This is a genomic window from Acinetobacter junii CIP 64.5 (genome assembly GCF_000368765.1).
Lineage (GTDB): Bacteria > Pseudomonadota > Gammaproteobacteria > Pseudomonadales > Moraxellaceae > Acinetobacter > Acinetobacter junii.
In genome coordinates, this window is record NZ_KB849653.1 from 273,214 (window position 1) to 299,781 (window position 26,568).

The window sequence follows — 26,568 nt, forward strand, 5'->3', positions numbered from 1 at the left end:
ATAAAAAAGCCGATCAAGTGTGATCGGCTTTTGATTTTTAGGTGTTTTTGCTTAAGCGTTCTTGTATTCAACTAAAATACGAAGCATACGGCGTAAAGGTTCAGCAGCACCCCAAAGTAGCTGATCGCCTACTGTAAATGCACCTAAATATTCTTTACCCATATTTAGCTTGCGTAAACGACCTACAGGAACAGTTAAAGTACCTGTTACTGCAACAGGCGTCAGGTCAGTCATTGAAGCTTCACGAGTATTTGGAACGACTTTAGCCCATTGGCTAGAGTTGCGAATCATGTCTTCAATTTCATCAAGCGCAACATCTTTTTTCAACTTTAAAGTGATTGCTTGTGAGTGACAACGCATTGCACCGATACGAACACAGTGACCATCAATTGGAACGATTTGTTGATTACCCAAGATTTTATTGGTTTCAACTTGGCCTTTCCATTCTTCTTTTGATTGACCACTTTCGAGTTGTTTGTCGATGTATGGAATCAATGAACCAGCGAGTGGCACGCCAAAGTTTGCTTTAGGGAAACCTTCACCACGTTGTAAGTCAGCAATTTGACGATCAATATCAAGAATCGCAGATTTTGGATCATCTAGTAATTCTTTAGTATTGTTGTACAAATAGCCCATACCCGTGATGAGTTCACGCATGTTTTGCGCACCAGCACCAGAAGCTGCTTGATAAGTCATCGAAGTTGCCCATTCCACTAAATTATTTTGGAACAGAGAGCCTAAACCCATCAACATAAGTGAAACTGTACAGTTGCCACCAACGAAAGTTTTTGTTCCGTTGACTAAACCATCTTTAATCACATTTAAGTTTACTGGATCAAGTACGATGATTGCATCATCCGCCATACGAAGGGTAGACGCAGCATCAATCCAATAACCATCCCAACCTTCTGCTTTAAGTTTTGGGAATACATCAGAGGTATAGTCACCACCTTGGCAGGTTAAAATGACATCCATTTGTTTCAGACTCTTAATGTCTGAAGCATCCATAAGTGCTGGGGCAGTCTTACCACCAAATGAAGGCGCTTCGCCACCTGCATTACTGGTAGAAAAATAGAATGGCTCAATATGAGCAAAATCATTCTCTTCAACCATACGTTGCATAAGGACAGAACCCACCATCCCACGCCAACCGACCAGACCTACTTTCATGTCATTGTGCCTCGGTATTTCAAAAAACTTTTAAGGGGTTTGAGTGTATCAAAAGCGACCACAACTGCAAGCTTTACGTAAATAAAACGATAATTTAATTGAGTGAAATAATTTGTTTGTATTAGATGGAAAATTGATAAAGCCATAACTTTATTGAGAATCTAAGACATCCCCTCGAGAAAAATGAACATGATATGGATTCAGATTTGTGCAGTATTGGTTATATGGCTTTCGTTTTGGTCATTAATCCCCAGAGATGAGTGGTGGTTTAGAGGTGCAGACTTTCCGCGCTTACAGATTCTGGCAGTCGGTCTCTTCTCCTTTTTTGCAATGTTATTTGCTATTCCCAAATGGACCTTGACTACCGAGTTGCTGTTTGTTGGACTGGTCGCAGCAATCGCTTATCAGTTGAAAATGGTTCTTCCATATACCCCGATTGGGAAAAAACAAGTTCAAAAAGTTAAGCCTGAGCAAATCAATGAAAACCAGCAAATCTCATTGCTGGTTGCCAATGTGTTGACGCCAAATGATAAATATCATCTATTGCTTGAGCATATAGACACACTAAAACCTGATGTTGTGCTGACATTAGAGTCAGATTCAAGTTGGCAAAATGCGTTAGTTCACATTGAACAAGATTATCCTTATCGCGTGCCCGTACCTTTAGATAACTTATATGGTATGCATCTATATAGCCGCTTGCCATTGCACGATACAGAAGTGAAATTTATCTTAAGTGATGAAATTCCATCTATACACGCTTCGGTAACATTACGTTCAGGTATCCAAGTACAGTTATATTGTTTACACCCTAAACCACCAAGCCCAACTGAAGCTAAAGATTCAACTTTAAGAGATGCCGAGCTTTTAATTATTGGCGATCGAATAAAAGATTTGGATGAAAGTTGTATTGTCATGGGGGATCTTAATGATGTGGCATGGTCACGCACCACGCGATTATTTCAACGAATCAGTGGTTTGCTAGATCCACGGGTAGGTCGCTATTTCATGAATACTTTTCACGCAGATTATCGACTTTTACGTTGGTCTTTAGACCATATCTTTCATAGTACTGACTTTGGCTTAGTGGAAATGAAACGTTTATCTCATATAGGTTCTGATCATTTTCCAATTTATGTCGTTTTACAGACGGGTCGTATTTTTGAGCAACAGCAGGAAGAACTAGAACAAAGCGCTGAAGATGAACGAGAGGCTCAAGAAGCGATTCGGGATGGTATAGAAAAAGCAGAACAAGAGCACAAGCAAGTTGTTGATGAATTGGCTCAGCCTTATAAGTGATTCAATAGAATGAAATGGCAAATATCGTGATGTAAGCAATATCGTACATTGATTTAAGTCTACGGCGAATATTCGAGTTTGATCAAAAGATTTATTCTAAATACATCAGCACATGGACGCAGGAATGGATTTCCGTTTAAGGATAGCGACGCTGAGATGGAAAATGCATTATGGATATGATGCCTGCTACGGAAGCAAGATAATAACAAAGATCTGAGAGCACAACCTCATTTGCCCGAGTTTTGCAGGATGCGAAACTCGGGTTTTAATTTTTTCTAATAGATTTTTTCGTAACCTTCTGCTCGAGTTTTGAATCTACGGTGAAACCACATCCATTGTGTCGGTGCAATACGTAGTTGAGCCTCAATAATTTTATTTACACGAATCGCATCATCTACTTCATCTTCACTTGGCATATTTTCGACGATTGGTTCGATGAGTACTTTATATTGTGGATTGTGGATATCACCATAACGGTAAAAATACAATGGAATTGCAACGGATTTAGAGATTTTTAATAAACGACGATGCGCAGTCACGGTTGCAGCAGGCACACCAAAAAAGGGAGCCATCACACCTTGTTTTAAACCAAAATCTTGATCGGGGCTGTACCAAATAGCACCGCCATCTTTTAAACGACGTACTAAGCCTCGCATATCATCATGATCAATTTGTTGTTGATAAATAGTCGCTCGACAACGATAAATCAACATGTCCAACATTGGATTATTCTGTGGTCGATAAACAACATCAGGTTCAAAGTATTGAGCACAAATATAACCACCCGCATCAAGCAAGGTACTGTGTGTGCCGAGTAACAATATGCCTTTACCTTCGGCTTTGGCATCAAGGATATGCTCTAAGCCTTCTATGGTATGTCGACCTTTAAACCAATGTGGGCAATACCACGCATTTAGAGTTTCAAACACACCTAACATCATGTCGACAAACACCTGTTTGGCTTGAGCTTCAACTTCGGCAGGCGACCATTCAGGAAAACAAACTTCTAAATTTCTTAGTGTGGTTTTACGACGTGATTTCAATAGATACCAACATAATGCTGCTAGTCCATGTGCTAAGCGCCATTGAATTGCCCAAGGCAGGATAGCCAAAAGCATAAGGAAAATAATGGCGATCCAAATTTTCCAGTATTTTGGAAGTAAAAATTCCCATCGAAATTCGCCAGGAATATAAGACTGTTGTTGGCTCATATACTTAGATGCGTAAATAAGTTGAATTTTTGCGAAGTGTAACACGAAGTTGCTTTTCTAATAATTGTTCTAGGAGGTTTGTTGTATTGACAATAAAAATCATAGAATGGTGGTTGATTTTTACTCTATTGAAGTGCTGTATAAAAAACAGTTATTTAATAGATTGATTGTAGGGATAGCTAAAATAATTAAGGTAAAAAGACAGATGAATATTTCAGAAATATTTGATGGCAAGAAAATGGATACTCAGGAAATGATGAATTATTTTGATCATTTAGAGAGTGTTGATTGCGAGTTTATGCATGGTCAATGGAAAGGTTTGGAAGTCATCACTAGTCATCCAATGAATGGTCTGTTGGATAAAGCAAATTGGTACGGGAAAAAATTTATAGACGATGAAACAGTATTTCCACTGGTTCTACTGAACCCCAAAAGTTCCAACTTATTTAGTATTGATCCGAAATGGTTGCCATTAGGTTTAGATTTAAGTCTTTTAAAAAGTAAGAGTAAGTATCTGGTGAAAGGGTTGAGATTACTCAAAACAGATAAAAGTAAAGCAAGATTAAGGATGATTGAGTTTAGAGGTAAATCATCTGCCACCATGATTTATGATGAAAAACCGATTAATGATGTTTTTAGGTGTATTGATCAAAATACAGTGCTTGGGTGGATGGATTTAAAAGATCAAGCTCAGCCATATTTTTTTATTCTTATACGAGATGAGGGAAGTAAACATCTATGGGAATAGCCCAATCTTCAAATTACTATGTAATATCCTGAAGATTGGGCTTGTGAAATGAATTATGAACCTTTGCTAAGATTTTCTAATACATCCCAACGCTCTAATTTTTCAAGCAATAACTCATCAATTTCAGCTAAGCGTTGACTGGCTAAAGTCGCCGCATTCGCGTCAGAAACAAACCATGAACCATCCGCTAGTTTCTCTGAAAGTTTAGTTTGTTCTGCTTCTAATTTCTCAATTTCAGCAGGAAGTTGCTCAAGCTCACGTTGATCTTTATAGCTTAACTTCACTTTCTTTGGCGTTGGAGTTGCGGCAGCCAATGCAGCAGCTTCAGCCTTGGCTTGTGCCTTTTTTACATCACTCTTTTGATCAACGACTTTCTGATCTGGTCGTTGCTCCAAGTAATCTTGGTAACCACCAATGTATTCATCAATATTACCTTTTCCATCGAACACCCAGGTTGAGGTGACGACGTTGTCCATAAATGCACGGTCATGCGAGATGAGTAACAAAGTGCCTTTATATTCAGACAACATTTCTTCAAGCAACTCAAGTGTCACCATATCCAAATCATTGGTTGGCTCATCCATCACAATTAAGTTTGATGGTTTGAGTAGAAGTTTTGCCAATAGAATTCGGTTACGCTCACCACCAGAAAGGGCTTTCACAGGTGTACGTGCACGTTCAGGTGAGAATAAAAAGTCTTGTAAATAACTATAGATATGACGACGGTTACCATTCACATCGACAAAGTCTGAGCCTTCCGACACGTTCGCCATAACGGTTTTTTCGAGGTCGAGTGCATTACGAAGTTGATCGAAATAAGCAACTTCGAGTTGTGTACCCGTTTTAACCGAACCGCCGTGTTGGATTTCACCTAAGATGGCTTTGATGAGTGTGGTTTTTCCGACACCATTATCACCGACTAAACCGATACGATCACCACGTAATACGATTGCAGAGAAATCTTTAATGAGTGGTTTACTATCATAGCTAACACTTAAGTTCTCTATCTCAAAGACCAGCTTACCTGAACGGTTAGCCTCTTGTGTCGCCATGCTAACTTTGCCTTGTTGGAAGCGACGAGCTTTAGATTCTTCACGCAAAGCTTTTAAAGCACGAACACGACCTTCATTACGGGTACGACGTGCTTTGATACCTTGACGAATCCAAGCTTCTTCTTCAGCAAGTTTTTTATCAAATAAAGCATTCTGTTTTTCTTCAGCTTCCATTTGCTGAGCTTTAAGTTCTAAGTAACGTGAATAGTTACCTTCATAGCCACGCAGAATACCACGATCGAGTTCAACAATACGGGTCGCAATACTATCTACAAATGAACGGTCATGTGAGATAAATAAAAGCGTGAGATTGTTTTGATCTAATAGGAACTTTTCTAACCATTCGATACTTTCCACATCCAAATGGTTGGTCGGTTCGTCGAGTAATAAAACATCTGGTTGAGTGAGTAGCGCGCGCGCCAGTAGTACACGACGTTTACGACCACCTGATAGGTCAGCCAAATCTGCATTTGGGTCGAGTCCCATTTTACCCAAAATGGTATTTACTTTATTTTCTAATGCCCAACCATCTAACTGATCTAGCTTATGCTGCAGCATACCCATACGGTCGCAGGCATCCATATCACCTAGCACACAAGCATCACTTGCCTCATGATATTCTTTTAAGACACTTGCAGCTTCACCTGCACCATCCGCCACAATGTCGGCAACTTTGCCTGAATCCATTGGAACATCTTGGGCTAACATAGAAACAGTTAAGCCATTTTGAATCGAAACTTCACCACTATCGGGTAATAAGCTTCCCTCAATCAGTTTAAGTAAAGTAGACTTACCTTCACCATTACGACCGATTAAACAGACTCGTTCACCACGTTCTAGGTTAAAGTTCGCGCCGTCGAGTAGGGCTGGTCCGCCAAATGCGAGATGGACATCCCTTAAAGTAATATAGGCCATAATGTTTCCTAAAAGCTCAGATGAGGTCTGAAATGACTAAACAACAAAATTTTGATGATCACGCGTCATTGTCCGCACCCATTGAAGATTTGCAAGTGCGAATTGCATTTTTAGACGATTTAGTTGAGCAACTCAATCAACAGCTCGCAATTCAGACACAAGAAATAGCAGTTTTGAAGAAACAAATGCAGCTTTTATACCAACGCGTTGAGTCTTCAGACTTGTCAGAAGGAATTGCACCGTTTGATCCAATGAGTAACAAACCACCGCATTATTGATAAAATAAATCTTAAACGCTAAAGTGATGAAATTAGCGGATTTTACATTTAGAGATAAAAATGAAAAAAGTCTTGCTCTTGGATATTGAAAATATTCATAAAACTGAAAAAGAGCTATTACAACTATTGAAAACTTATGCTTGCGTGTATTTAGTCTACGCAAAGTCTCCTGTGACTTTAAGTTTAGATGCATTAATTAAATTTTCTCCTTTTGTCATGGATAAAAAGCTAGTTGTCATTAAAATGCCTAAAATTGGTAAAGATGCTGCTGATTTTGGTCTTGCATTTTTAGCAGGGCAACTTTCAATTCAAATGGATAAAAATCAGACTTGCTTTGATGTCATGTCTAATGATGGGGCTTTAGAGTATATTGTTGATTTGTTGAGGATAATGGGTTTTCAAGCATCACAACTTAAAATGCTTTCGGAGGTGAAAGAGGTTGAAAAAATAAAAGAGCAACCATCGCTAGTTTTAGCTCCAAATAACTTAAGTGATTCTGACTTTACATTAAAATTAAAGCATCTTATTAGTATTCTTTCAAAACTAAAAAACATGCCAAGTAATGAAAAAGCATTATTAAATGGTGTTAAATCATGGGCAAATGTTACGACTAAAGAGGCTGAAAAATTAATCAAGACGTTGATGAATTTCAAGATGATTAAGTTTAGCGCACAAGGAGTTACGCTTAATCGAGAGAATTTAAAAACTTTTTTAAATAAATCTGAAATAGCACACAATGAAAATCCAAATAAGTCCGAGATAATTGAAGAAATCCCTGAAATCCAGGATATTTCAGAAAAATTTCATCTACGGCAAATTAAAGAATATTGTGATTATTTAATTAAGCAACAAGGAAAGCCGTCGAGTTTATCTAGCTTAAATAATTCAATTAAATCAGTTTTAAAGTTGGAAAGTGATAGTTTAGCTAAGAATAGATCTAAGCTTCTTCTTCGTTATGGCATTGTGAAGAACTTAGATGATGGGAAAATTATTTACATAGATAACAATATTAGAAGATGGTCAAATTTGGAATTATTGCCACAACATTCTCCCATGGATATGGCGATACCTGACTTTAAGGTTTGTCAGAAAGAGTCTAAAGAAAAACTGATTCAAAAAATCATTTATGTTTTGAATGAAATAAAAATACAGAAATCGTTTGTGATGAAAATATCAAATAATATTTATTTGGAAGAGATGTAAAAACTCAACTTGCCTTTTTCATTCAACTTATGTAACGCTAATAAAAGGAAGTTTTGGGCACCTTTAATGAGTAATGTTGGAATTTGGATAACTGTTGCCATTGTACTATTTGTACTTGGCTCTATTTTTGGTTTACGTGTGAGTCCAAGAGAAAAAGCACTCGGTTTAATGCGCGATCAAGCTCGCAAAATGGGATTACACCCACGACTCATCGTTGCGCCTGAGTGGACGAAAATTCCAATGGCATCTGAAAAACGCGCCAGTATGGTTGCTTATTATAGTGTGCTTATTCCAGATGCTCGCTTGGCACTTATGCGTGCAAGAGTTGTTGATGGCAAGCTTCAGGTTGTGCAGGGTGATCAGAAATTTAATGACTTACCCATTGCATTAAAAGGAGTTTATGCTATTGATATGCAGGCAAACTGTGTGGGACTGTATTGGGATGAAGAAACTGATCTCAGAGCCACTCAGCTTGAAGATATAAAAGTTTATTTACACGAACTAGCACAACGCTAATTTATTGATTGATCATAGGAAAAACGATTCATTATGGCGAATACTCCACGCTCTGCTTCCAAAAGCACAGCAGCTTCTAACTCTGCTGCAACTAAACGTGCCTTAGTGATTGTGGAGTCGCCTGCAAAAGCGAAAACCATTAACAAATATTTAGGTTCACAATTTATAGTGAAGTCATCTGTTGGTCACGTACGTGATTTACCAACAGGCGGGGGAGCAAAAACAACTGAAAAGAAGCCTGCAACCCGTACTAAATTAACTGAAGAACAAAAAGCTGAAAAAGCTCAGTCTGCACTTATTAATCGTATGGGCGTTGATCCCGAGCATGATTGGGTCGCACACTACGAAGTGTTGCCTGGCAAAGAGCATGTTGTTGCTGAACTAAAAAAACTTGCCAAAGATGCTGATGCAATCTATCTCGCAACGGACTTGGATAGAGAAGGAGAAGCAATTGCGTGGCATTTAAGAGAAGTGATAGGTGGTGACGATAGTCGCTATCACCGTGTGGTATTTAACGAAATCACTAAAAATGCGATCCAAGAAGCTTTTAAACAGCCTACTCGTCTTGATTTAAATCGAGTGAATGCACAGCAAGCACGTCGTTTCCTCGACCGTGTAGTTGGCTTTATGGTATCGCCTTTGCTTTGGGAAAAGATTGCCCGTGGCTTATCTGCTGGTCGTGTTCAGTCTGTTGCTGTAAAACTTGTGGTTGAACGTGAACGTGAAATTCGTGCCTTTGTTCCAGAAGAATATTGGCAAGTGTTTGCTGATACGATGTCTAAAAAAGAAGACATTCGTCTAGAAGCTGTTAAACAAGCTGGCAAGACACTAAAGCTCAAGAATAAAGCTGAAACAGATGCACTATTAAGTGTTTTGAAAGATGCTGAATATAAAGTTGCGTTGCGTGAAGATAAACCGACAAAGGTAAATCCAAGCGCACCTTATATCACTTCAACTTTACAGCAAGCAGCAAGTACGCGTTTAGGTTTCTCTGTTAAGAAAACCATGATGTTAGCGCAACGATTGTATGAAGGTGGTTTTATTACGTATATGCGTACTGACTCAACTTTCTTGAGCGATGATGCCGTGAATATGGTTCGTAACCATATCCAACAAAACTTTGGTGACAAGTATTTGCCTGCACAACCAAATCGTTATGGCAATAAAGCAGGGGCACAAGAAGCCCATGAGGCAATTCGTCCTTCCGATGTAGCACTCACTGGCGATAAACTTGCTGGTGTAGAACGTGATGCACAACGTTTGTATGATTTGATTTGGCGTCAATTTGTGGCTTGCCAAATGACACCTGCTGAATATTTGTCTTCAACCTTAACTGTTGAAGCTGCAAATGTTGAATTAAAAGCTAAAGGTCGTACCCTTGTTTTTGATGGTTTTACCAAAGTTCGCGGTGCGAATAAATCTGATGATGATGTATTGTTACCGGCTGTAAAAGTTGGTGAAGTACTCAAATTAGAAAAACTTGATCCAAGTCAACACTTTACTAAGCCACCTGCACGTTTTACTGAAGCATCTTTAGTTAAAGAATTAGAGAAGAAAGGTATTGGTCGACCTTCTACTTATGCAGCGATCATTTCAACCATTCAAGAACGTGGTTATGTGAAACTTGAAAATCGCCGTCTCTTTGCCGAGAAAATGGGCGAAATCGTGACAGATCGTCTCGATGAAAGTTTTAATAATTTGATGAACTATGCCTTTACCGCAGATTTGGAAGGTCAGCTCGATAAAGTCGCGACAGGTGAGCGTAACTGGAAAGAGCTACTAGATACATTCTACGGTGACTTCAAAAAGCGCCTGACCAATGCTCAAGGCGAAGACGGTATGCGTCGCAATCAGCCTATTGAAGTAGCTGATGTTGCTTGTCCTGAATGTTCTCGTCCAATGCAAATTCGTACAGGGACGACAGGGGTATTCTTGGGCTGTTCAGGATACAACCTGCCACCGAAAGAACGCTGTAAGGGTACTTTAAACCTTACGCCGGTCGAATCATTAGCTGCGTTATCGGATGATGATGGTGCTGAAACTGCTGATTTGATGTCAAAACACCGTTGTCCAAAATGTGGTACTGCGATGGACAGCTATGTCGTGGATGGTGGTCGCAAATTACATGTTTGTGGTAACAACCCTGATTGTGATGGTTATGAAGTCGAAGAAGGCGAATTCAAGATCAAGGGTTATGATGGCCCGACTATCCCATGCGATAAATGTGATGGTGAGATGCAGCTTAAAACGGGTCGTTTTGGTCCATATTTCGCATGTACTAGCTGTGACAATACTCGTAAGGTACTCAAGAGTGGTCAACCTGCTCCACCACGTGTAGACCCAATCAAAATGGAGCATCTACGTTCAACGAAGCATGATGATTTCTTCGTTTTGCGTGATGGCGCTGCTGGTTTATTCTTGGCTGCAAGTAAATTCCCGAAAATTCGTGAAACGCGTGCACCAAAAGTATCTGAATTGCGTAGTGTAGCTGAACAACTTGATCCAAAATATCAATTCTTGCTGCAAGCTCCTGATACTGATCCTGAAGGTAATCCGACAGTTGTTAAATTTAGCCGTAAGAATCAAGAGCAGTATGTTGGTTCAGAAACTGCAGAAGGTAAACAAACCAAGTGGAGTCTAGTATTCCAAAATGGAAAATGGGTTGAAGCTTAAATAATTCATTTCGAAAAATGCTAGCACTCGCTAGCATTTTTTATATAAACAAAAAAATCAATCAAATCTTAAAACTTTTGGGGTGCACATGTGGAAAAATATTAGGGTTGCATGTCTTTTAGTTGTTTTATTGATTGTGGCAATTAATGCGTATCGTGATCAAAACCAAGACTGGAACCAACCGATCAATATTCTGCTACATCCCATCAATGCTGATGGCCTACCCTCTACTCAAAAATATATCCAAGAATTACAGCTAGATGATTTCTATGAGGTCAAACAGTATTTAGAAAAAAATAGTCAACAATATCGTGGGAAAAGTAGTTATTTTATGGTTCAGATAGGACGTGAATTACAACAAATACCACCTAAGACACCTGAACAACCAAGTGTTATCAATAATATATTGTGGAGTTTAAAGTTTCGTTTCTATGCTTGGAAACAACATGAATCAATAGATGGTTCTCCAAGTTTAACTTTGTATTTGAATTATTATGATCCAAAAAATACAAAAGAGTTAAAACACTCGACTGCGCTTGAGCGAGGTCGTATTGGCTCAGTCAATTTATTCGCAGCTCATAAGCAAGAAAGACAGAATAATGTTGTGCTCGTACATGAGTTGCTTCATGGTTTTGGTGCTACGGATAAATATAATTTAGCCAATGGCGAACCACTTTTTCCAATTGGCTATGCTCAATACGAGAAAAGACCCCTATATCCTCAAACTGAAGCCGAAATTATGGGGGGGAGAATCCCTTTATCAGAGTATAAAAGTAAAATGCCGAATGATTTAGAACAAACAGTCATTAGTCTGCTCACAGCAAAAGAGATAGGATGGGTTCAATAATCTGTGGATAAGTTCTGACTTATCCATACCAATTAAATAAAAAATCAATGTAATAAAAAGAGTGATTTCCTGACATTCGGTCATTATTTCTCAACATGCTTTATACAATATCGTGTATGGAACACGCTCAAAATAGAGCTATAACATTGATGATAAAAGAGTAAATAATGATGAAAACGGTGGGTAACGATCTGATTCGCAATCAGCTACACGCTGATCGTAAATGGTATCTGTTATTAGGTGTCTTATTGATTATTTTTGGTTTGGTTCTTTTAGCTGCACTGCCTTTTGCAACATTATCAGCGGTCCTTCTTTTTGGTGTCCTTATGATGCTCGGTGGTATTTTACATTTTATCGCTGCATTTATGGTCTTTCAGGGTGGGACACGGTGGTTGTGGGCATTATTCGGCGTTTTGTATATTGCAGCTGGTTATTTTGCTTTTACTACGCCCGTGATTACGGCAGTGGTTTTGACCAATTTATTGGCAATCGCATTGATTATTGCTGGGATTATACGCAGTGTTAATGCCTTTATTTTAAGACCGATCTCAGGTTGGGGATGGGTGTTGTTTTCAGGTGTATTAACACTTTTAACAGGTATTCTCATTCTATCGTCACCTGATTCGCCATTTTGGGTACTTGGTATGTTTCTCGCGATTGATATCCTTTTCCAAGGGATTAATTATTTAACTTTTGCAAGCGCAATCAAAGAGCTCCCACACAGTTCAACTGTGATTTAACATTCGACAATTATTGAAATATTGAGAGCATGTTGATACATGCTCTTTTTGTTTTATAGTTGAAAACCGCGATGCAGTTTTAGTCTGCTAAAATAGCCTTTCATTTCTGATTGACCAATTTTATGACGCTCGCCAAGCTAATTGATGAACTCAACCCTCAACAAAAACAAGCAGCCACTACGGTTGCGCATAACTGTTTAGTTTTAGCAGGGGCAGGTTGTGGAAAAACCAAAACGATTGTAGCTAGAGCAGCATATTTAATTGATCAAGGTTTACCTGCACAGCAGATCCAAATTCTAACGTTTACCCGGCGAGCTGCCAGTGAAATTGTTACGCGAGTCGAACAACACATGGGGGCACAATCCAAAGGTTTACGTGCCTCAACATTTCATACCTTTTGTATGTATCTTTTGCGCCGTAATCCACGCGCTTTTGGTTTGACACAATTCAGTATGATTGATCGAGATGATCAATTGCTGATGTTCCGCTTATTGCGTGGTAAGGATAAAGGTAATGTGTTGCCAAAAGCTGCTGAATTATGTGATTTATATTCTTATGCACGGAACACGAAAACCAAATTATCTGATGCTTTATTCAAGCAATTACCGCAAGCTGTAGAGTATAAGTCGCAAATCGCCGAATTGATGAAAGCCTATGAGCAACGCAAGCAAGAGCGTAATTTCCTCGATTATGACGACATTCTTTCGATTGTGGCGGTGCATTTACAAAACTCACCTGAGTTAGTGAAGTGGGTGACGGGTTTCTGTTCAGCATTGTTAGTCGATGAAATGCAGGATACTAATCCACTGCAATGGGCTTTATTGCAGCCTTTGGTGGGTAAGGTGAAATTATTCTGTGTTGGGGATGATGCTCAATCTATTTATGGTTTTCGTGGTGCAGATTTTGAAAATATTCATCACTTTAAAGAGCGTGTACCCGATGCTGAAGTGTTGACTTTAGAAATGAATTATCGCTCTACCCAAGGTATTTTAGATTTATCCAATTGGTTACTTGAGCAAAGCCAAATTGGTTATGACAAGCATTTACAAGCCTATCGAGGAAAGGGTTTAAAACCACAATTGCATATCCTGAGTAATGAGTTTGAAGAAGCCAATTGGATTGTTCAAGATCTAAATCAACGGCATTCGCAGGGTGCTGCTTGGGCAGAGCATATGATTCTATTACGTTCAGGTTTTAGCGGGCGGTATTTGGAAGGGGCTTTGATTGCGGCGAATATTCCTTATCGATTTATTGGTGGCGTAAAGTTGCTTGAATCCGCTCATGTCAAAGATGTTTTAAGTTTGCTTCGCGTCAGTGTCAATCCACAGGATGATTTAGCTTGGATGCGCTTTTTGACGCTTTGGGATGGTGTAGGTGATGTTGGAGCAAGTAAATTAGCGCAAGAGCTCATTCAGTTGCCTGATATCGAAGCACGTTGTCAACGATTAGAACGACATGGCAAAGTGCCACAACAAGCGATTTTGATCTTAATGCAATTAGATGTATTACAGCAGCATGTGGAAGCTTGTATCGGCTTAGCTTTGGATGCTTTAAATGAGCAATTAGAAAATAACTACAAAACCAAAGATTGGTCACGCAGAGTCAAAGATTTTGATTTGGTGAAACAATTAGCACGTAAGCATCATTCACTTGGTGAATTTTTAGAAGAATATGTACTTGACCCAATTTCGATATCAGAAATTGACAAGACACCCGATCAAGACTTAGTGACTTTGATTACGATTCACTCTGCAAAAGGTGCTGAACAAAAAGTCTGTTATGTTCCACATGTATCTCCCAATCAATATCCACATGCACGGGCGCAGGGTGATTTTGACGATGTCGAAGAGGAGAGGCGTGTTTTGTATGTCGCATTGACGCGTGCAGAAAATGAGTTGATTTTAACCAAACAAAATTTAAATTTATGGTCACAAGATCAATATGATGAACTGGGTAGAAAAATAGAAAGCTACTTTCTAAATGATTTACCTCAACATTTAGTGGACATTCAAATTCATCGTGACATTCCTCGTGCATATGGGCAAACGAATCGTGCTCGCTCAAGCACAATCAATTTAGGTTTTGGCATAGATTTCGATTAAACTAGAGTGATTCATTTCTTTTGATTCACTTCATGGTGAATCATCTCTAGGTTTTAACATGAAAATTTTAGTTCGCAATTTAGATCGTTTGGTGACAGACTCAGAAATCCTCGACTTATTCAAAGCTTATGGCAAAGTCGATTCTTGTGTTGTAGTCAAAGATGCTGAGACTGGTAAATCCAAAGGTTTTGGTTTTGTTGAAATGCCAAATCCACGCGAAGCGATTAAAGCCGTGAAAGGGCTAAATACATTAAAACTCAAAGGTCTTGGGATTCGTGTAAAAATAGCTGAAGATAAAGCTTAATCCATAATCTTAAAGCAATATCAAGTTTTATCGATTGTTGCTCTAAATGCCGAGCGAATTGTACAAGGCATAAAGACCTTAGAGGTTTGCTCGTGGCAACCTGAGAAATTACCGCTTAAAGATTTAGTGATTGTTGAGAATACGCACTTTTTGAATAATCATGGCGATGAAGAGATGTGCAAAGTAGTGGCTTTGATCGATATCGAGTCAGTACATCCTTGGTTGGCTCAAGAAATTGATGCAGCTTGTGCTACTGATTGGGCGGATGGATATTTCGCTTGGGTTATTTCAAATGTACGTCCTTTAAAGCAACCAATTGAAGCAATTGCGAAACGAAAACTTTATCGTCTTTAATTGAATCTATAAGTGCTATTTTTTTCATCTCCAATACGCTTTACAATCAGTTTTCGTTTTAAATGAAAATAGGGATTTATTATGTCTCGTGTTGCTCGCTATCATGCCGATCGTACCAATCAAAAACTCTATTTTGCTCGTCTCGCATGTCAACAAGCGGAGCAAACTGACAATATCCAACAAGCACAGGCACATCGCGAAGCAGCAGTTTTTCATTTGCATGGTGCAATTTTGGCTTTTCTTCAAGAGTTGGTTCGCTATTATCGTCTCAATGATATGCAACCAACATTTAAATCAATTGAAGAACACATGGCTGATAAAGGTCAAGTTTCTCCAGAGGTTGCTGTATTGCAGCAATTGGCCAAAGATGGGTTCATTGCTGAGTTAAAACGTGCTTATCGCATGTGCCAATACGCGCCTGAACCAACTTCTCCTGAGCCAGAAAGTGAAACATCTTCAAACCTGATTATTAAAGTCACTCAAAGTCCTCAAGCGTGGTTGCCAGATTCAAAGATTCTCCGAGAATGGCATCGTGAATTGAGTCATTTGATCGATGGTTTTCGTAATGAAATGGTTGAATTCTAACTCCAGCAAGATCGTTACTGACTTGAAATCTAATCAAGCCGTACCTATATAAGTAAGACGTGAGATTGTAAAGTGCAAGGGTGCTTTGCCACCATGTTGAATCATGGAGAAAATAGATGTCTATGCAACAGTTAAAAGAATTATTTGGTAGTCAGGAAGCGATTCTTGAATTGGTTCAACTCGAAGGTGGTGAACTTGCTTTACGTAATGCGGGTTCAGAAAATGAACCTCTTGTAAAAATTCAGTTCAGTGAAGAAGTGAAAGCGATCTTAGGTGATCAAACACCTCTCGTCGCACAACATATGATTCAAGCAGCTCTATTTGGTTTATTAGAGAAACAAATGAATCAGTGGCAAGCCGAAGTCGTTGATGAAAAACCTAAACATTTAAGCTAATAATAAAAAAGCGTACCTTGAGTACGCTTTTTTATATGACCAAACAATCAATGAGCGTTTGGTTGATGTGCAAGCTCGATTTGATTCAAAATATGATGGCTCATATTCTTTGCCATTTCTTCTTTTGCGTAGAATACCTCACCAATATTTTCCTCGCGGATAACAGCGGCTTCTTCCTTACTCTCAGCACAGATTAATACCTGTATCTCAGGATTTAGCTGTTTTGAGATATCGACAATTCGATGAATGTCGAGGATATCCATGGGTGAAATCACCAATAAACGTGCATGTTGAATATGCGCTTGGATCAATACATTTGGTTCAGTGGCTTCACCACTCACGGCTGCAATACCACTAGCACGTAACTTCTCAACAATCTCACGATTTTCTTCAGCAATAACGACTTTGATGTTCTGCTCAATCAGATTTTCACTGATACGACGTCCAACACCTCCATAGCCAATAATCACCACCTGATCACGAAGATAGGATTGATCAACTTCGTCAGGTAACATTGCTAATGGGTCACCACTACGCTCTAGTAGACGGGCTAAATGTGAGCGCTCACGAATCCAACGCTGCGCAGGTTCAATTGCAGAAAACACAAAAGAATTAAGTGTAATTGAAAATAATGCACCTGCAAGAATTAGATTTTGCGCCTCAGGTGTGAGTAATCCTAGAGCTAAACCTAGCGTCGCTAAAATGAAAGAGAATTCTCCGATTTGTGCCAAACTTGCACCGACAGTTAATGCAGTATTGATTGGATAACGGAAGAATAAAACCAATGCCATGGCAGCTAATGTTTTACCGACCATGATGATTGCGACGACAGCTAAGATATGGAGTGGTTCTTCGACCAATATTCTTGGATCAAAGAGCATTCCAACGGAAACAAAAAATAGAATCGAAAAGATTTCACGTAGCGGAAGGGTTTCTTCTTCAGCACGATGGCTAAAGTCAGACTCTTTAACCACCATTCCCGCAAAGAACGCACCGAGTGCCATAGAAACGCCAAATACAGCATAAGAGCCATATGCAATTGAGACTGCTGCAGCAACTACAGTAAGCGTAAATAACTCACGAGAACCCAAACGAGCGACAAACTGCATGATCATCGGAACAAGTCGTTTGCCGATGATCAACATAAATGCAATAAAGCCTGTGACTTTTAGTAAAGTAATACCAATCGTGACCCAAATACTTTGAGATGGATCTGTGTTGGGTAATGCATTCCCGCCCAGTAAAACCGCAGTTGCAGGTAACAATACTAAAGCCAAGACCATGACAAGGTCTTCAACCAATAGCCAACCGACAGCAATTTTTCCATTAACAGAATCAAGTAAACCACGATCCCCTAGGGCTTTTAATAATACAACCGTACTGGCACAGGAAAGACTTAAACCAAAAATGAGTGCTGAGCCAAAACCCCAGCCCCAGAGCATTGAAACTCCCATACCTAAGAGGGTAGCGACAGCGATTTGAAGAATAGCCCCAGGTAAAGCAATACGACGGACTTGTAATAGATCGTTAAGGGAGAAGTGCATTCCTACACCAAACATCAAAAACATCACACCTAGCTCTGCAAGTTGGTTGGCTAGATGAATGTCACCGACGATACCTGGTGTATTTGGGCTAATGATAATGCCCGCAATTAAATAACCGATCAAAGGAGGTAGGCGTAAACGTGCTGCGATATAGCCAAAAATAAGAGCCATACCAAAGCCAACAGCAAGTAATATAATTAAATCAACATCATGTGGCATCGAAGCTCCTTAATCGTTGCGGTTAAGGTCAAAATAAAATAAGCATAAAAAATGCCAAAGCAAGTAGCTTAAAATTTTAGCAATTAAAATCGAATTTGTTGATGATAATTTTTTTATTTATCAAAAAAAATCATGTAAATTGCTGTAACATTTTCTAAAGCCTAGCGCATTTATACAGTGAGAGAAAGAAATCTTAAAAGATAGGAAATTTAAAGTAAAAAAAACGACTTCATGAGAAGTCGTTTTTTTTAAAGAACTAAAATTATTTAATTTTAGCTTCTTTGAAAATTACGTGTTGACGGATTTTTGGATCAAATTTTTTGATTTCCATTTTTTCCGGCATAGTACGTTTGTTTTTAGTAGTGGTATAGAAATAACCTGTACCAGCTGTAGAAACGAGGCGAATCTTATCACGCATTGTTCAGACTCCTTAGATCTTTTGACCTTGAGCACGGAGATCAGCAACAACTTTCTCGATACCCAATTTATCAATAATACGCATACCTTTAGTGGTTAAACGAAGACGTACAAAACGCTTTTCGCTTTCTAACCAAAAACGGTGGTGGTGCAGGTTCGGCTCGAACCGGCGTTTGGTTTTGTTGTTTGCGTGCGATACGTTGTTACCAACGATAGGACGCTTGCCGGTAACTTGGCAAACCTTAGACATGGTGAACTCCATTGCTAGTTTATACAGCACCGTTTCGTGCAACTAGCCATTCAAGTAAACGGATGAAATCATTCAAGGGGCGTTTTATACCAAAAATACGATTAAAAGACAAGCGAATTTGGTAAAAACAGGGCATGATCTAGTGTGATAGATCATGCCTTGATCAGCTTAGCGGAATAGTGTTTTTAAAAGCACTTTATGCATCGCTTTATTATACGGTGGAAGGATGAACTTCAAGCTATAAAGTTTAGGGCTTACAGGATTCGACATGACTGAACGTTCATGAGAGAAGCTAAAGAAACCTTCTTTACCATGATATTTGCCCATACCTGATGCACCAACGCCACCAAATGGAAGATCATCCTGTGCAACGTGGGTCAGTGTTTGGTTAATACCAAAATGCCCAGAGTGCGTGCGACTTGCTACGTATTCAGCACGAGCACTATCAATATCAAAATAATAGAATGCCAATGGACGTGGATGGTTATTGATGAACTGAATCGCATCTTCAATATGTTCATATTCTAGAACAGGTAAGATTGGACCGAAGATTTCATTCTTCATGATTTGCATTTCAGTTGTTACACCAGTAACCAATGTTGGAGCAATCTTGCGAACGTCAGTTAAAGATTCATTTTTCGTATTCAACTCAACAATTGTTGCGCCTTGGTCACGTGCATCTTCTAAGTAGCTTTGCAGACGATTGTACTGCTTGTCATTGATAATAGAGGTGTAATCTTTATTATCACGAAGGTTTGGGTACATTGTATTTACAAAGTCGTTATAGTGCTTTGTAAAGTCTTCAGTCTTGCCCTTAGGTAAGAATATATAGTCTGGAGCAACACAAGTTTGACCCGCATTCCAAAGTTTACCAACAGCGATACGTTGAGCTACATCACGAATGTTCATTGCTGAATGAACAAGAGCCGGTGATTTACCGCCAAGTTCCAATATCACAGGAACTAGATTTTCAGCTGCAGCCGCCATCACTGTTTTACCAACAGACGTAGAACCTGTGAAAATCATTTTATCAAATGGTAGATGGCTGAAAGCATCAGAAATAACACCGCCACCATTTACAACAGCAACCAACTCTTGTGGAAATGCCTCTGCTAAAGCATTTTCAAGAACATAACCAAAGTTTGATGATGCACTTGAGATTTTGATCATGGCATGGTTACCCGCTGCCAATGCACAAATCAAAGGACCAACTGAAAGCAATAATGGGTAGTTCCATGGCGCAATAACACCGATCACGCCCAATGGTTGATATTCTACCCAACCTTTTGCTGGTTGGTGTAACATGCTGATATGACGCTTAGATGGTTTCATCCATTCTGTTAAATTCTTGCTGTAATATTTGATGTGTTCCAAACATGTAAGAACTTCACCAATTTTGGTTTCCATTACCGCACGATTGCCATAATCTTGATTAATTGCGTTAGCAAATTGATCTTGATATTTTACCAAGATATTTTTAAGTCGAGCCAAACGTTCAATACGTTCTTTGGCACTTGGCACAGGATGGCGTTGGTAAGCTACTTTTTGCTGATCAAGCAAATCATGTAGCCGTTTTACATCAACATGAGGTGTCATAACGGTTGTTTTTGTTTGACTGTTCATAGGAGTGGACCAAAATAAAGCTTATTATTTTTTAATTTTTAGAGTAAATACTCTAAAGTGTCAAGTCGCTTTATGAGTTTGCTTTATAACCTATTGATAATGTTATAGATGGTTAAAAACGATGTCGCACGCTAAACCGAACAAAACTAAAGATAGAATTTTGCAAATCAGTTTGCAGTTGTTTAATGAGCGTGGAGAGCGTTCGGTTACAACCAATCATATTGCGGCTGAGCTGGGGATTAGCCCTGGCAACTTGTATTATCACTTTCGTAATAAACAAGAAATTATCAAAGAGTTGGCTCAGCAATATCAGGCTGAGACATTGGAAATGTTAGCCTTACCCGTTGATCGTCCACTCAATGCAAACGATAAAATTAGTTATTTTCAGGTGTTGAGCAACCAACTTTGGGCTTATCGCTTTATTCATCGTGATGTTTATCATCTTGTAGAAAATAACGAAGACTTTAGAAAAATCTACCCGCGATTTGCTGGGCAAGTGATGCAGCAAGGGCAAAAGATTTATCGTGCCTTTGTGGATGCTGGTCTGATGAAGATGACCGATTCTGAAATTGAGGCATTGATTATTAACTTGTGGATCGTTCTTACCAACTGGACTAACTTCTTGTACATGTCTGGGCATATCAGTGATAACACACACTTAGAAGAAAAGTGGGTTTGGCAAGCATTGAGACAGATGGTGTTTTTAGAAGGACCATATTTAATGGGTGAAAGTCGTCAAACTTATGAACAGTTGCTCCAGTCACTTGGTCCATCCGATTTGTTTGCAAGTTTATCCAACCTTAAAAATGACGATGAGTCGTGATCAGGTATTTAGTCAGACGCAAAAAAGAGCTAGAATGCTCGGCTTGATTTTTAATTTGATTTGAATAAGTGATATTAACCACATGAACACGACCACTGCCAATACAGCACGTTTACTGATTACTTGTGAAGACAAGCCGGGAATCGTGCAAGCTGTATCGAGCTTTTTGTATCATCAGGGAGCAAACATTACCGCACTTGATCAATACGCGACAGAAGCTCAGGGCGGACGTTATTTTATGCGTGTTGAATTTGAACTGGATCATTTGCAATCTCGTAAAGAAGCCTTGATGCAAACGTTTGCTGCTAACGTTGCTGAACGTTATGAAATGCAGTGGAAACTGACTTTTGTAAATGAATTGAAGAAAGTTGGTATTTTGGTTTCAAAAGTTGATCATGCTTTATTAGAGCTTTTATGGCGTCATGCACGTGGATCATTGCCATGTGAAATTACTCAAGTCATTTCAAACCATCCTGATTTGCGTGATGCTGTTGAAAACTTTGGTATCCCATTTCACGTTGTGCCAGTGAATAAAGACAATAAAGTTGAAGCTTATGCACAGATCAATGACATGATGCAGGGCAACGATTTATTAATCTTAGCCCGTTATATGCAGATCTTAAGCGAAGATTTTGTTGCTCAATGGGAAATGAAGATTATCAATATTCATCATTCATTCTTACCTGCTTTCGTGGGTGCAAACCCATATAAACAAGCATATGAGAAAGGGGTGAAACTGATTGGAGCAACTGCGCATTATGTCACAGCTGATCTTGATCAGGGACCAATCATTGAGCAGGACGTTGAACGTGTAAGCCATGATTATAACGTCGAACAATTACGTGAGCTTGGTGAAGACGTTGAACGTAACGTGTTGGCACGTGCGGTCAAATGGCATTTAGAAGACCGTATTATTGTTGATGGCAACAAAACCGTTGTTTTTCAATAAATAAATTAAAAAAATAAAGCATGCATAAACGCGTGCTTTTTTTTATGTATTTATTGTAATGTTATAACATTGGTTTTGTCGGTGACTTGTTGTGAACTAATCGGCAGATTCACAAAAAAATAGTTGCAAATGAAAACACTTCTCATTTATTATTACGGCACTTTTATTGTTCTATCCGATGATTGAAATCGCTTTTTCGAAAGTATCATCATCTATTAGGTACTTAGATTCTTATGAGTCAATCTCCTGCTACATTCAACGCACCTTATTCGATGAAAAAGAAAGTCATCGCTGCTCTTGTTGCAGTTGTGATTGGACACGCTGGCGTTTTGTGGGCGGTGAGTCACATGAAAACGATTGAACTGCGACCAATCGAAAAAGAGCCTTTAAAAGTAAAGTTTGTTAAAATTAAAGAAGTCACACAGCCTGAATTACCTAAACCGAAAGAACAACCAAAACCTGAACCTAAAAAAGAGGTGAAAGAAGTCAAGGTTGTTGATAAACCTTTACCTCCACCGCCTAAAAAAGTTGAAAAAGTTCAGCAAGTCAAAACTGAAACACCAAAACAAGTGATTCAGAAAACAGAACCGAAAGTCGAACCTAAGATTGAAACGAAAGTTGTCAGTACTGTCGTAACAGAAAAAGTGGTTGAAAAGTCTCAACCTGTTCAAGAAGTTGTGAAACCACAACCTGCGGCTGACCCATCACCAAAACGTGTTTCAATTGGAGGTGCTGGTATTCAATGGAGCCGTTCGCCAAAAGTTTCATTTACCCCGAGAGATTTAGAAAATCAGACTCGTTTGATTACGGTGTATATTGAAGCTGATGAGAAAGGTCGAGTGACTACGGCACGTATTACCCGTAGTAGTGGCTTACCGAATTTAGATGAAAAAGCATTACGTGCAGTGCGAAATGCTAAATTTAAACCGTATATGGAAAATGGCGTTGCTTACCCGATTAAAACAGAGCAACCGTTTGAGTTTAATCCTTAATCAATTTGAGTCCTTGTGACAGATTAAATCAGGAGTTCGTATATGAACTTTTCAGTTTATTGGCAACATGCAGATGCAGTAAGTAAAACTCTGTATTTCATCCTTTTAGCAATGTCGATTGCAACGTGGACGATTTTTATTCTACGTTTAATGGGAACTCGCCAATTAAAACAACAGGCTTATGCTCAACTTGCTCAAGCTTTGACGTCGCTCAAATCTAAACTACAACCATTGACGTTTGAACAACGTAAAGCGGTTGCTGAGCAAGCATTGTTGCGTCAAATTTCTGCTGAAAAGTCTCAAGCGGAAAAGGGCGTATCTGTATTGGGTACCATTGCTTCGATCGCACCATTCGTTGGTTTGTTTGGTACAGTCTGGGGAATCTTCCACGCGCTTGTTGCTGTCGGTAAGAGCGGTCAAGCAGGTTTAGCTCAAGTAGCAACACCAGTGGGTGAGGCATTGATTATGACGGGTCTTGGTCTTGCAGTTGCAATTCCTGCGGTACTTGCTTATAACATCTGTGTACGTTTCAATCGTGGTTTAGCACATGACTTACAAGATCAGGCACATAGTTTATTGATCGATACGATGTTGCAACAAGAAAGCACGACGAAAACCGAAGCTAAAGCGACTCAACAAAGTTTAGTTGGAGGTCAAGCTTAAAATGGGTTTCCAATTGGGTGAAGACCACGACAGTGGTATGAATGAGATGAATCTCATTCCTCTGATCGACATTATGTTGGTATTGATGATTATTTTCTTAGTCACAGCAACGGTTGCTAACCCATCAATTCCATTAAGCTTGCCAAAAACCACGGCTGAAATTATTGATCCACCGCCGAAAGCCATCACCATTAGCATTAATCAAAATGGCGAAGTTGCTTGGGATGCTCAGATAATAAGTTTAGAAGAGCTAGAAAAGCGCTTCCAAGAAGCGGGGCAGGCTGAACAAAAACCTACGGTTCAACTGCGTGCAGATAAAGAGTCGAAATATGATACGGTTGCTCAGGTGATGTCGCGTGCTAGTGAAGCAGGTTTGAGTGATATTGCCTTTGTCAGTGAAAATTAAAATGATTTAGGATTTAAAAAAGCAACTCATCGAGTTGCTTTTTTTATGTCTATTCTGTTTTAAGAAGCTCAGTAAACTTACAGCGTAGTTTAGAGAGCTTTGGGGGAATGCTAAAATTGCAGTAACCTTGTGAAGGATTGCGCGCATAAAAATTTTGATGATAATCTTCAGCTGGGTAGAACGTTGGCACGGGGCTTAGCTCTGTAACAATATTTAAACCCTCACTGATTAGGTTTTCAATCATTTGCTGCGCTTGTGCTTTTTGATCATCATTAAAATAATAGATGACAGAGCGATATTGCGTACCAATATCATTCCCTTGACGATTTAATGTTGTTGGATCATGTGTGGCAAAAAATACATTTAATAAATCACTATAACTGATTTGCTGTTCATCAAAGTCAATTTGCACGACTTCAGCATGTTGAGTATCACCTTGGCATACTTGTTCATAACTTGGGTTTGCAATATGACCACCGGCGTAGCCACTCACGACTTTTTCAACACCTTTAAGTTGTAGAAAAACAGCTTCTACACACCAAAAACAACCACCGCCAAATAAAGCTTGTTGCATGTAACTCCCCAATTTTTATTTTAAGAATGCTACTAAAGTAAACGAACCCAAAAAAAAGTAAAGCCCTAAGAGTCAGTTAAGTCTGTACTTTTTATGGGGTGAATTAGATTTAATGGTGTATGTGCGCTGATGAGTTAAATTGAATCAGTACCTTTCCAGATTGATCGAGTAGTTGCAAAGTATTCGCCTTCAAACTGTAACGTTGTGTTTGCGATAAAGCATCTAAATATTGGCGTGAAATAGCAGCATTATCGCCTATACAAGCCATTTTGGTTGACATGACAGGTCCAAGTTTTAATTGATTATTTTCAGTTTTAAATGAACCGCGAATTCGGTTGCAACCATCTGATCCACTAAAGCTTTGAGTTGAACTTTCAAATTGAATATGTGGGCTATGAGGGTTATTACTTGAAGCAAGTTGTGTGCCTTGAATTTGTGTTGCAACCCAAGTGCTATGATCAAGCGTTTGAGTTGAGTTTAATGATGTTGTCGTAGCGCATGCATTCACGATGGCTGTAGTTGCTAAACCTAGGCTGATGAGAAATGGTTTTAACATGATTTTATTTCCTCATTCATGTGAATATTTTATTTTAATTACGAATTGAAAAAATGAAGAATGGCTGTGGATTTCGTGTCGGTATGTAATCTAATCTGCTGTTGGAATACCTAAACGGATTATTTTTGAGAAATTTTCACTACTTTGATCCATTTGTTGATCAAATTGCTCAGCACGAGGATTAATATGTGTTAAACGATACCAATCTTTTAAGCTGTAATTTTGGTTGAGCACTTCGAGATCATATAAATAATTAGGTAAGTATCCAGAGGCAAGCAATCGATAATCTTTAGGTAATTGTTGGGGATTAATTGCTTGAGCCATATCAAATACCAGCGTAGTACAGTTACTGGTTAAAGTATTGTACCATTTTGCTTCTGCTCGTAATTCATCTGCCTTATGTAAATACTCTATAAATAATGCCTTACGTTGATCTGCGGGCATTTTGATTGGAAATAAATACACTTGCTCATGACGAACGTTACTGCGTGTATACACAATATCTTTTTCATCTGATGCAACTAGGCTAAGTTCATATTTTCGAAAAAAACCTCCCACAGCAGAGAATTCTTCGCCTTTTTCTTTTCGGATTTCAATTGAGAAAACCAGAGGTTTTTGATCTGAAAAATCAAAACTTACTAGGGTGTGTGCAATCTGTGGACCCATCCAGTAGGAAGTAATGACATTAACACCTGTGATTTTATTTAAATCTATTTTGCGATCTTCCCAGTGTATTTCATAGGTTCCATCTGTATGCCAGCTAAAGTTCCGAATATTATGCAAATGGACAAGATCACCTTGTTTTTCATAGTAAAGCTGCTGTGCAACTTCAGGATCCCATTCGCGGTCTTGTTTCGCTTGAATGGAAAAATACCAGATCAATGAACAAGCAAATGCAAGGCAGTAAATAATGATATCTGTGCGACGGCTGAAAAGATGACCACTAACGTATACACCAATTAGACTTAAAGCAAAAATGGTCCAGACCACAATCACAATACGACTGAAGACTGAACCAAGAGGCTGTTGGATCCAAAGTGCAAGACATAACCACACGCTAGACAGGACCACAAATAAGGTGAAAAGACTATGGAGCAGACCTATTCCTAAAGCGAGAAAAAACTCACGTGATCCAATATTCTGCATAGTCCTGTGCGATC

Annotated in this window: 28 protein-coding genes; 18 read left to right on the plus strand and 10 right to left on the minus strand. The window is 39.0% G+C overall.

The window, feature by feature from the left end:
* Positions 1-51 precede the first annotated feature (51 nt).
* Complete coding sequence (gene asd, locus F948_RS01295; RefSeq protein WP_004916583.1) at positions 52-1,170, minus strand: aspartate-semialdehyde dehydrogenase; 1,119 nt, start codon at positions 1,168-1,170, stop codon at positions 52-54.
* Between the two features lie 189 nt (positions 1,171-1,359).
* Between asd and F948_RS01300 the strand changes: the two genes are divergently transcribed.
* Positions 1,360-2,469: an endonuclease/exonuclease/phosphatase family protein gene (locus F948_RS01300; protein ID WP_004958825.1), complete on the plus strand. Its 1,110-nt coding sequence runs from the start codon at positions 1,360-1,362 to the stop codon at positions 2,467-2,469.
* 275 nt (positions 2,470-2,744) lie between these two features.
* Here F948_RS01300 and F948_RS01305 read toward each other — a convergent pair whose 3' ends face one another.
* The gene (locus tag F948_RS01305) at positions 2,745-3,680 is read right to left on the minus strand and encodes an LpxL/LpxP family acyltransferase (RefSeq protein ID WP_004958827.1); all 936 of its coding nucleotides are present in this window, start codon (positions 3,678-3,680) and stop codon (positions 2,745-2,747) included.
* Between the two features lie 205 nt (positions 3,681-3,885).
* On the opposite strand from F948_RS01305, the gene F948_RS01310 reads away from it, so the two are divergent.
* The gene (locus tag F948_RS01310) at positions 3,886-4,428 is read left to right on the plus strand and encodes a DUF4334 domain-containing protein (RefSeq protein ID WP_004958830.1); all 543 of its coding nucleotides are present in this window, start codon (positions 3,886-3,888) and stop codon (positions 4,426-4,428) included.
* Positions 4,429-4,481: 53 nt separating this feature from the next.
* On the opposite strand, the gene F948_RS01315 is transcribed toward F948_RS01310, so the two are convergent.
* Complete coding sequence (locus F948_RS01315) at positions 4,482-6,395, minus strand: ATP-binding cassette domain-containing protein (protein ID WP_004958832.1); 1,914 nt, start codon at positions 6,393-6,395, stop codon at positions 4,482-4,484.
* A gap of 32 nt (positions 6,396-6,427) precedes the next feature.
* Here F948_RS01315 and F948_RS01320 point away from each other — a divergent pair, with 32 nt between their 5' ends.
* From F948_RS01320 to F948_RS01370, 11 genes are all read left to right on the plus strand, one after another.
* Positions 6,428-6,673 carry a SlyX family protein gene (locus F948_RS01320; RefSeq protein ID WP_004916571.1) on the plus strand — a complete coding sequence of 82 codons (246 nt, stop codon included), beginning with the start codon at positions 6,428-6,430 and terminating at the stop codon, positions 6,671-6,673.
* Between the two features lie 60 nt (positions 6,674-6,733).
* A complete protein-coding gene (locus F948_RS01325) occupies positions 6,734-7,876 on the plus strand; it encodes a PIN domain-containing protein (protein WP_004958836.1) in 1,143 nt (380 codons plus the stop codon).
* Positions 7,877-7,942: 66 nt separating this feature from the next.
* Complete coding sequence (locus F948_RS01330) at positions 7,943-8,392, plus strand: hypothetical protein (RefSeq protein ID WP_004958841.1); 450 nt, start codon at positions 7,943-7,945, stop codon at positions 8,390-8,392.
* Positions 8,393-8,425: 33 nt separating this feature from the next.
* Positions 8,426-11,065, plus strand: a complete 2,640-nt coding sequence (gene topA, locus F948_RS01335) for a type I DNA topoisomerase (protein ID WP_004958844.1) — start codon at positions 8,426-8,428, stop codon at positions 11,063-11,065.
* 88 nt (positions 11,066-11,153) lie between these two features.
* Entirely contained in the window at positions 11,154-11,912 is a 759-nt protein-coding gene (locus F948_RS01340) for a hypothetical protein (protein WP_004958846.1), read from the plus strand.
* A 167-nt stretch (positions 11,913-12,079) separates the two neighbouring features.
* Entirely contained in the window at positions 12,080-12,652 is a 573-nt protein-coding gene (locus F948_RS01345; RefSeq protein ID WP_004958850.1) for an HdeD family acid-resistance protein, read from the plus strand.
* 122 nt (positions 12,653-12,774) lie between these two features.
* Positions 12,775-14,754 carry an ATP-dependent helicase gene (locus F948_RS01350; RefSeq protein ID WP_004958852.1) on the plus strand — a complete coding sequence of 660 codons (1,980 nt, stop codon included), beginning with the start codon at positions 12,775-12,777 and terminating at the stop codon, positions 14,752-14,754.
* Positions 14,755-14,812: 58 nt separating this feature from the next.
* On the plus strand, positions 14,813-15,058 hold the full coding sequence (locus tag F948_RS01355; RefSeq protein WP_004958856.1) for an RNA recognition motif domain-containing protein: 246 nt from the start codon (positions 14,813-14,815) through the stop codon (positions 15,056-15,058).
* A gap of 6 nt (positions 15,059-15,064) precedes the next feature.
* Positions 15,065-15,412, plus strand: coding sequence for an ASCH domain-containing protein (locus F948_RS01360; protein WP_026057354.1), 348 nt, complete (start codon positions 15,065-15,067; stop codon positions 15,410-15,412).
* Positions 15,413-15,493: 81 nt separating this feature from the next.
* Positions 15,494-15,997, plus strand: a complete 504-nt coding sequence (locus tag F948_RS01365; protein ID WP_004916508.1) for a DUF6586 family protein — start codon at positions 15,494-15,496, stop codon at positions 15,995-15,997.
* Positions 15,998-16,113: 116 nt separating this feature from the next.
* Positions 16,114-16,392, plus strand: a complete 279-nt coding sequence (locus F948_RS01370) for a hypothetical protein (protein ID WP_004916505.1) — start codon at positions 16,114-16,116, stop codon at positions 16,390-16,392.
* A 47-nt stretch (positions 16,393-16,439) separates the two neighbouring features.
* On the opposite strand, the gene F948_RS01375 is transcribed toward F948_RS01370, so the two are convergent.
* The 4 genes from F948_RS01375 to F948_RS01390 form a co-directional block, all read right to left on the minus strand.
* On the minus strand, positions 16,440-18,155 hold the full coding sequence (locus F948_RS01375) for a cation:proton antiporter (protein ID WP_004958860.1): 1,716 nt from the start codon (positions 18,153-18,155) through the stop codon (positions 16,440-16,442).
* A gap of 262 nt (positions 18,156-18,417) precedes the next feature.
* Positions 18,418-18,573: a 50S ribosomal protein L33 gene (gene rpmG / locus F948_RS01380; RefSeq protein ID WP_003654787.1), complete on the minus strand. Its 156-nt coding sequence runs from the start codon at positions 18,571-18,573 to the stop codon at positions 18,418-18,420.
* A gap of 12 nt (positions 18,574-18,585) precedes the next feature.
* Entirely contained in the window at positions 18,586-18,822 is a 237-nt protein-coding gene (gene rpmB / locus F948_RS01385) for a 50S ribosomal protein L28 (protein ID WP_004649871.1), read from the minus strand.
* A 168-nt stretch (positions 18,823-18,990) separates the two neighbouring features.
* Positions 18,991-20,445 (minus strand): coniferyl aldehyde dehydrogenase, encoded by a 1,455-nt coding sequence (locus F948_RS01390; RefSeq protein WP_004958865.1) that lies wholly within the window; start codon positions 20,443-20,445, stop codon positions 18,991-18,993.
* Between the two features lie 121 nt (positions 20,446-20,566).
* On the opposite strand from F948_RS01390, the gene F948_RS01395 reads away from it, so the two are divergent.
* The 5 genes from F948_RS01395 to F948_RS01415 all read left to right on the plus strand — a co-directional run bounded on the left by F948_RS01395 (position 20,567) and on the right by F948_RS01415 (position 24,278).
* Positions 20,567-21,268: a TetR/AcrR family transcriptional regulator gene (locus F948_RS01395; protein WP_004957766.1), complete on the plus strand. Its 702-nt coding sequence runs from the start codon at positions 20,567-20,569 to the stop codon at positions 21,266-21,268.
* An 82-nt stretch (positions 21,269-21,350) separates the two neighbouring features.
* A complete protein-coding gene (gene purU, locus F948_RS01400; protein WP_004916496.1) occupies positions 21,351-22,217 on the plus strand; it encodes a formyltetrahydrofolate deformylase in 867 nt (288 codons plus the stop codon).
* Between the two features lie 233 nt (positions 22,218-22,450).
* Positions 22,451-23,209 carry an energy transducer TonB gene (locus F948_RS01405; RefSeq protein WP_004958868.1) on the plus strand — a complete coding sequence of 253 codons (759 nt, stop codon included), beginning with the start codon at positions 22,451-22,453 and terminating at the stop codon, positions 23,207-23,209.
* A gap of 42 nt (positions 23,210-23,251) precedes the next feature.
* Positions 23,252-23,872 carry a MotA/TolQ/ExbB proton channel family protein gene (locus tag F948_RS01410; protein WP_004958871.1) on the plus strand — a complete coding sequence of 207 codons (621 nt, stop codon included), beginning with the start codon at positions 23,252-23,254 and terminating at the stop codon, positions 23,870-23,872.
* Position 23,873: 1 nt separating this feature from the next.
* On the plus strand, positions 23,874-24,278 hold the full coding sequence (locus F948_RS01415) for an ExbD/TolR family protein (protein WP_004916491.1): 405 nt from the start codon (positions 23,874-23,876) through the stop codon (positions 24,276-24,278).
* 49 nt (positions 24,279-24,327) lie between these two features.
* On the opposite strand, the gene msrA is transcribed toward F948_RS01415, so the two are convergent.
* The 3 genes from msrA to F948_RS01430 form a co-directional block, all read right to left on the minus strand.
* A complete protein-coding gene (gene msrA / locus F948_RS01420) occupies positions 24,328-24,852 on the minus strand; it encodes a peptide-methionine (S)-S-oxide reductase MsrA (protein ID WP_004916488.1) in 525 nt (174 codons plus the stop codon).
* Positions 24,853-24,961: 109 nt separating this feature from the next.
* Positions 24,962-25,408 carry an META domain-containing protein gene (locus F948_RS01425; RefSeq protein ID WP_004958875.1) on the minus strand — a complete coding sequence of 149 codons (447 nt, stop codon included), beginning with the start codon at positions 25,406-25,408 and terminating at the stop codon, positions 24,962-24,964.
* Positions 25,409-25,498: 90 nt separating this feature from the next.
* Positions 25,499-26,554 (minus strand): Lnb N-terminal periplasmic domain-containing protein, encoded by a 1,056-nt coding sequence (locus F948_RS01430; protein ID WP_004958878.1) that lies wholly within the window; start codon positions 26,552-26,554, stop codon positions 25,499-25,501.
* Positions 26,555-26,568: the final 14 nt, after the last annotated feature.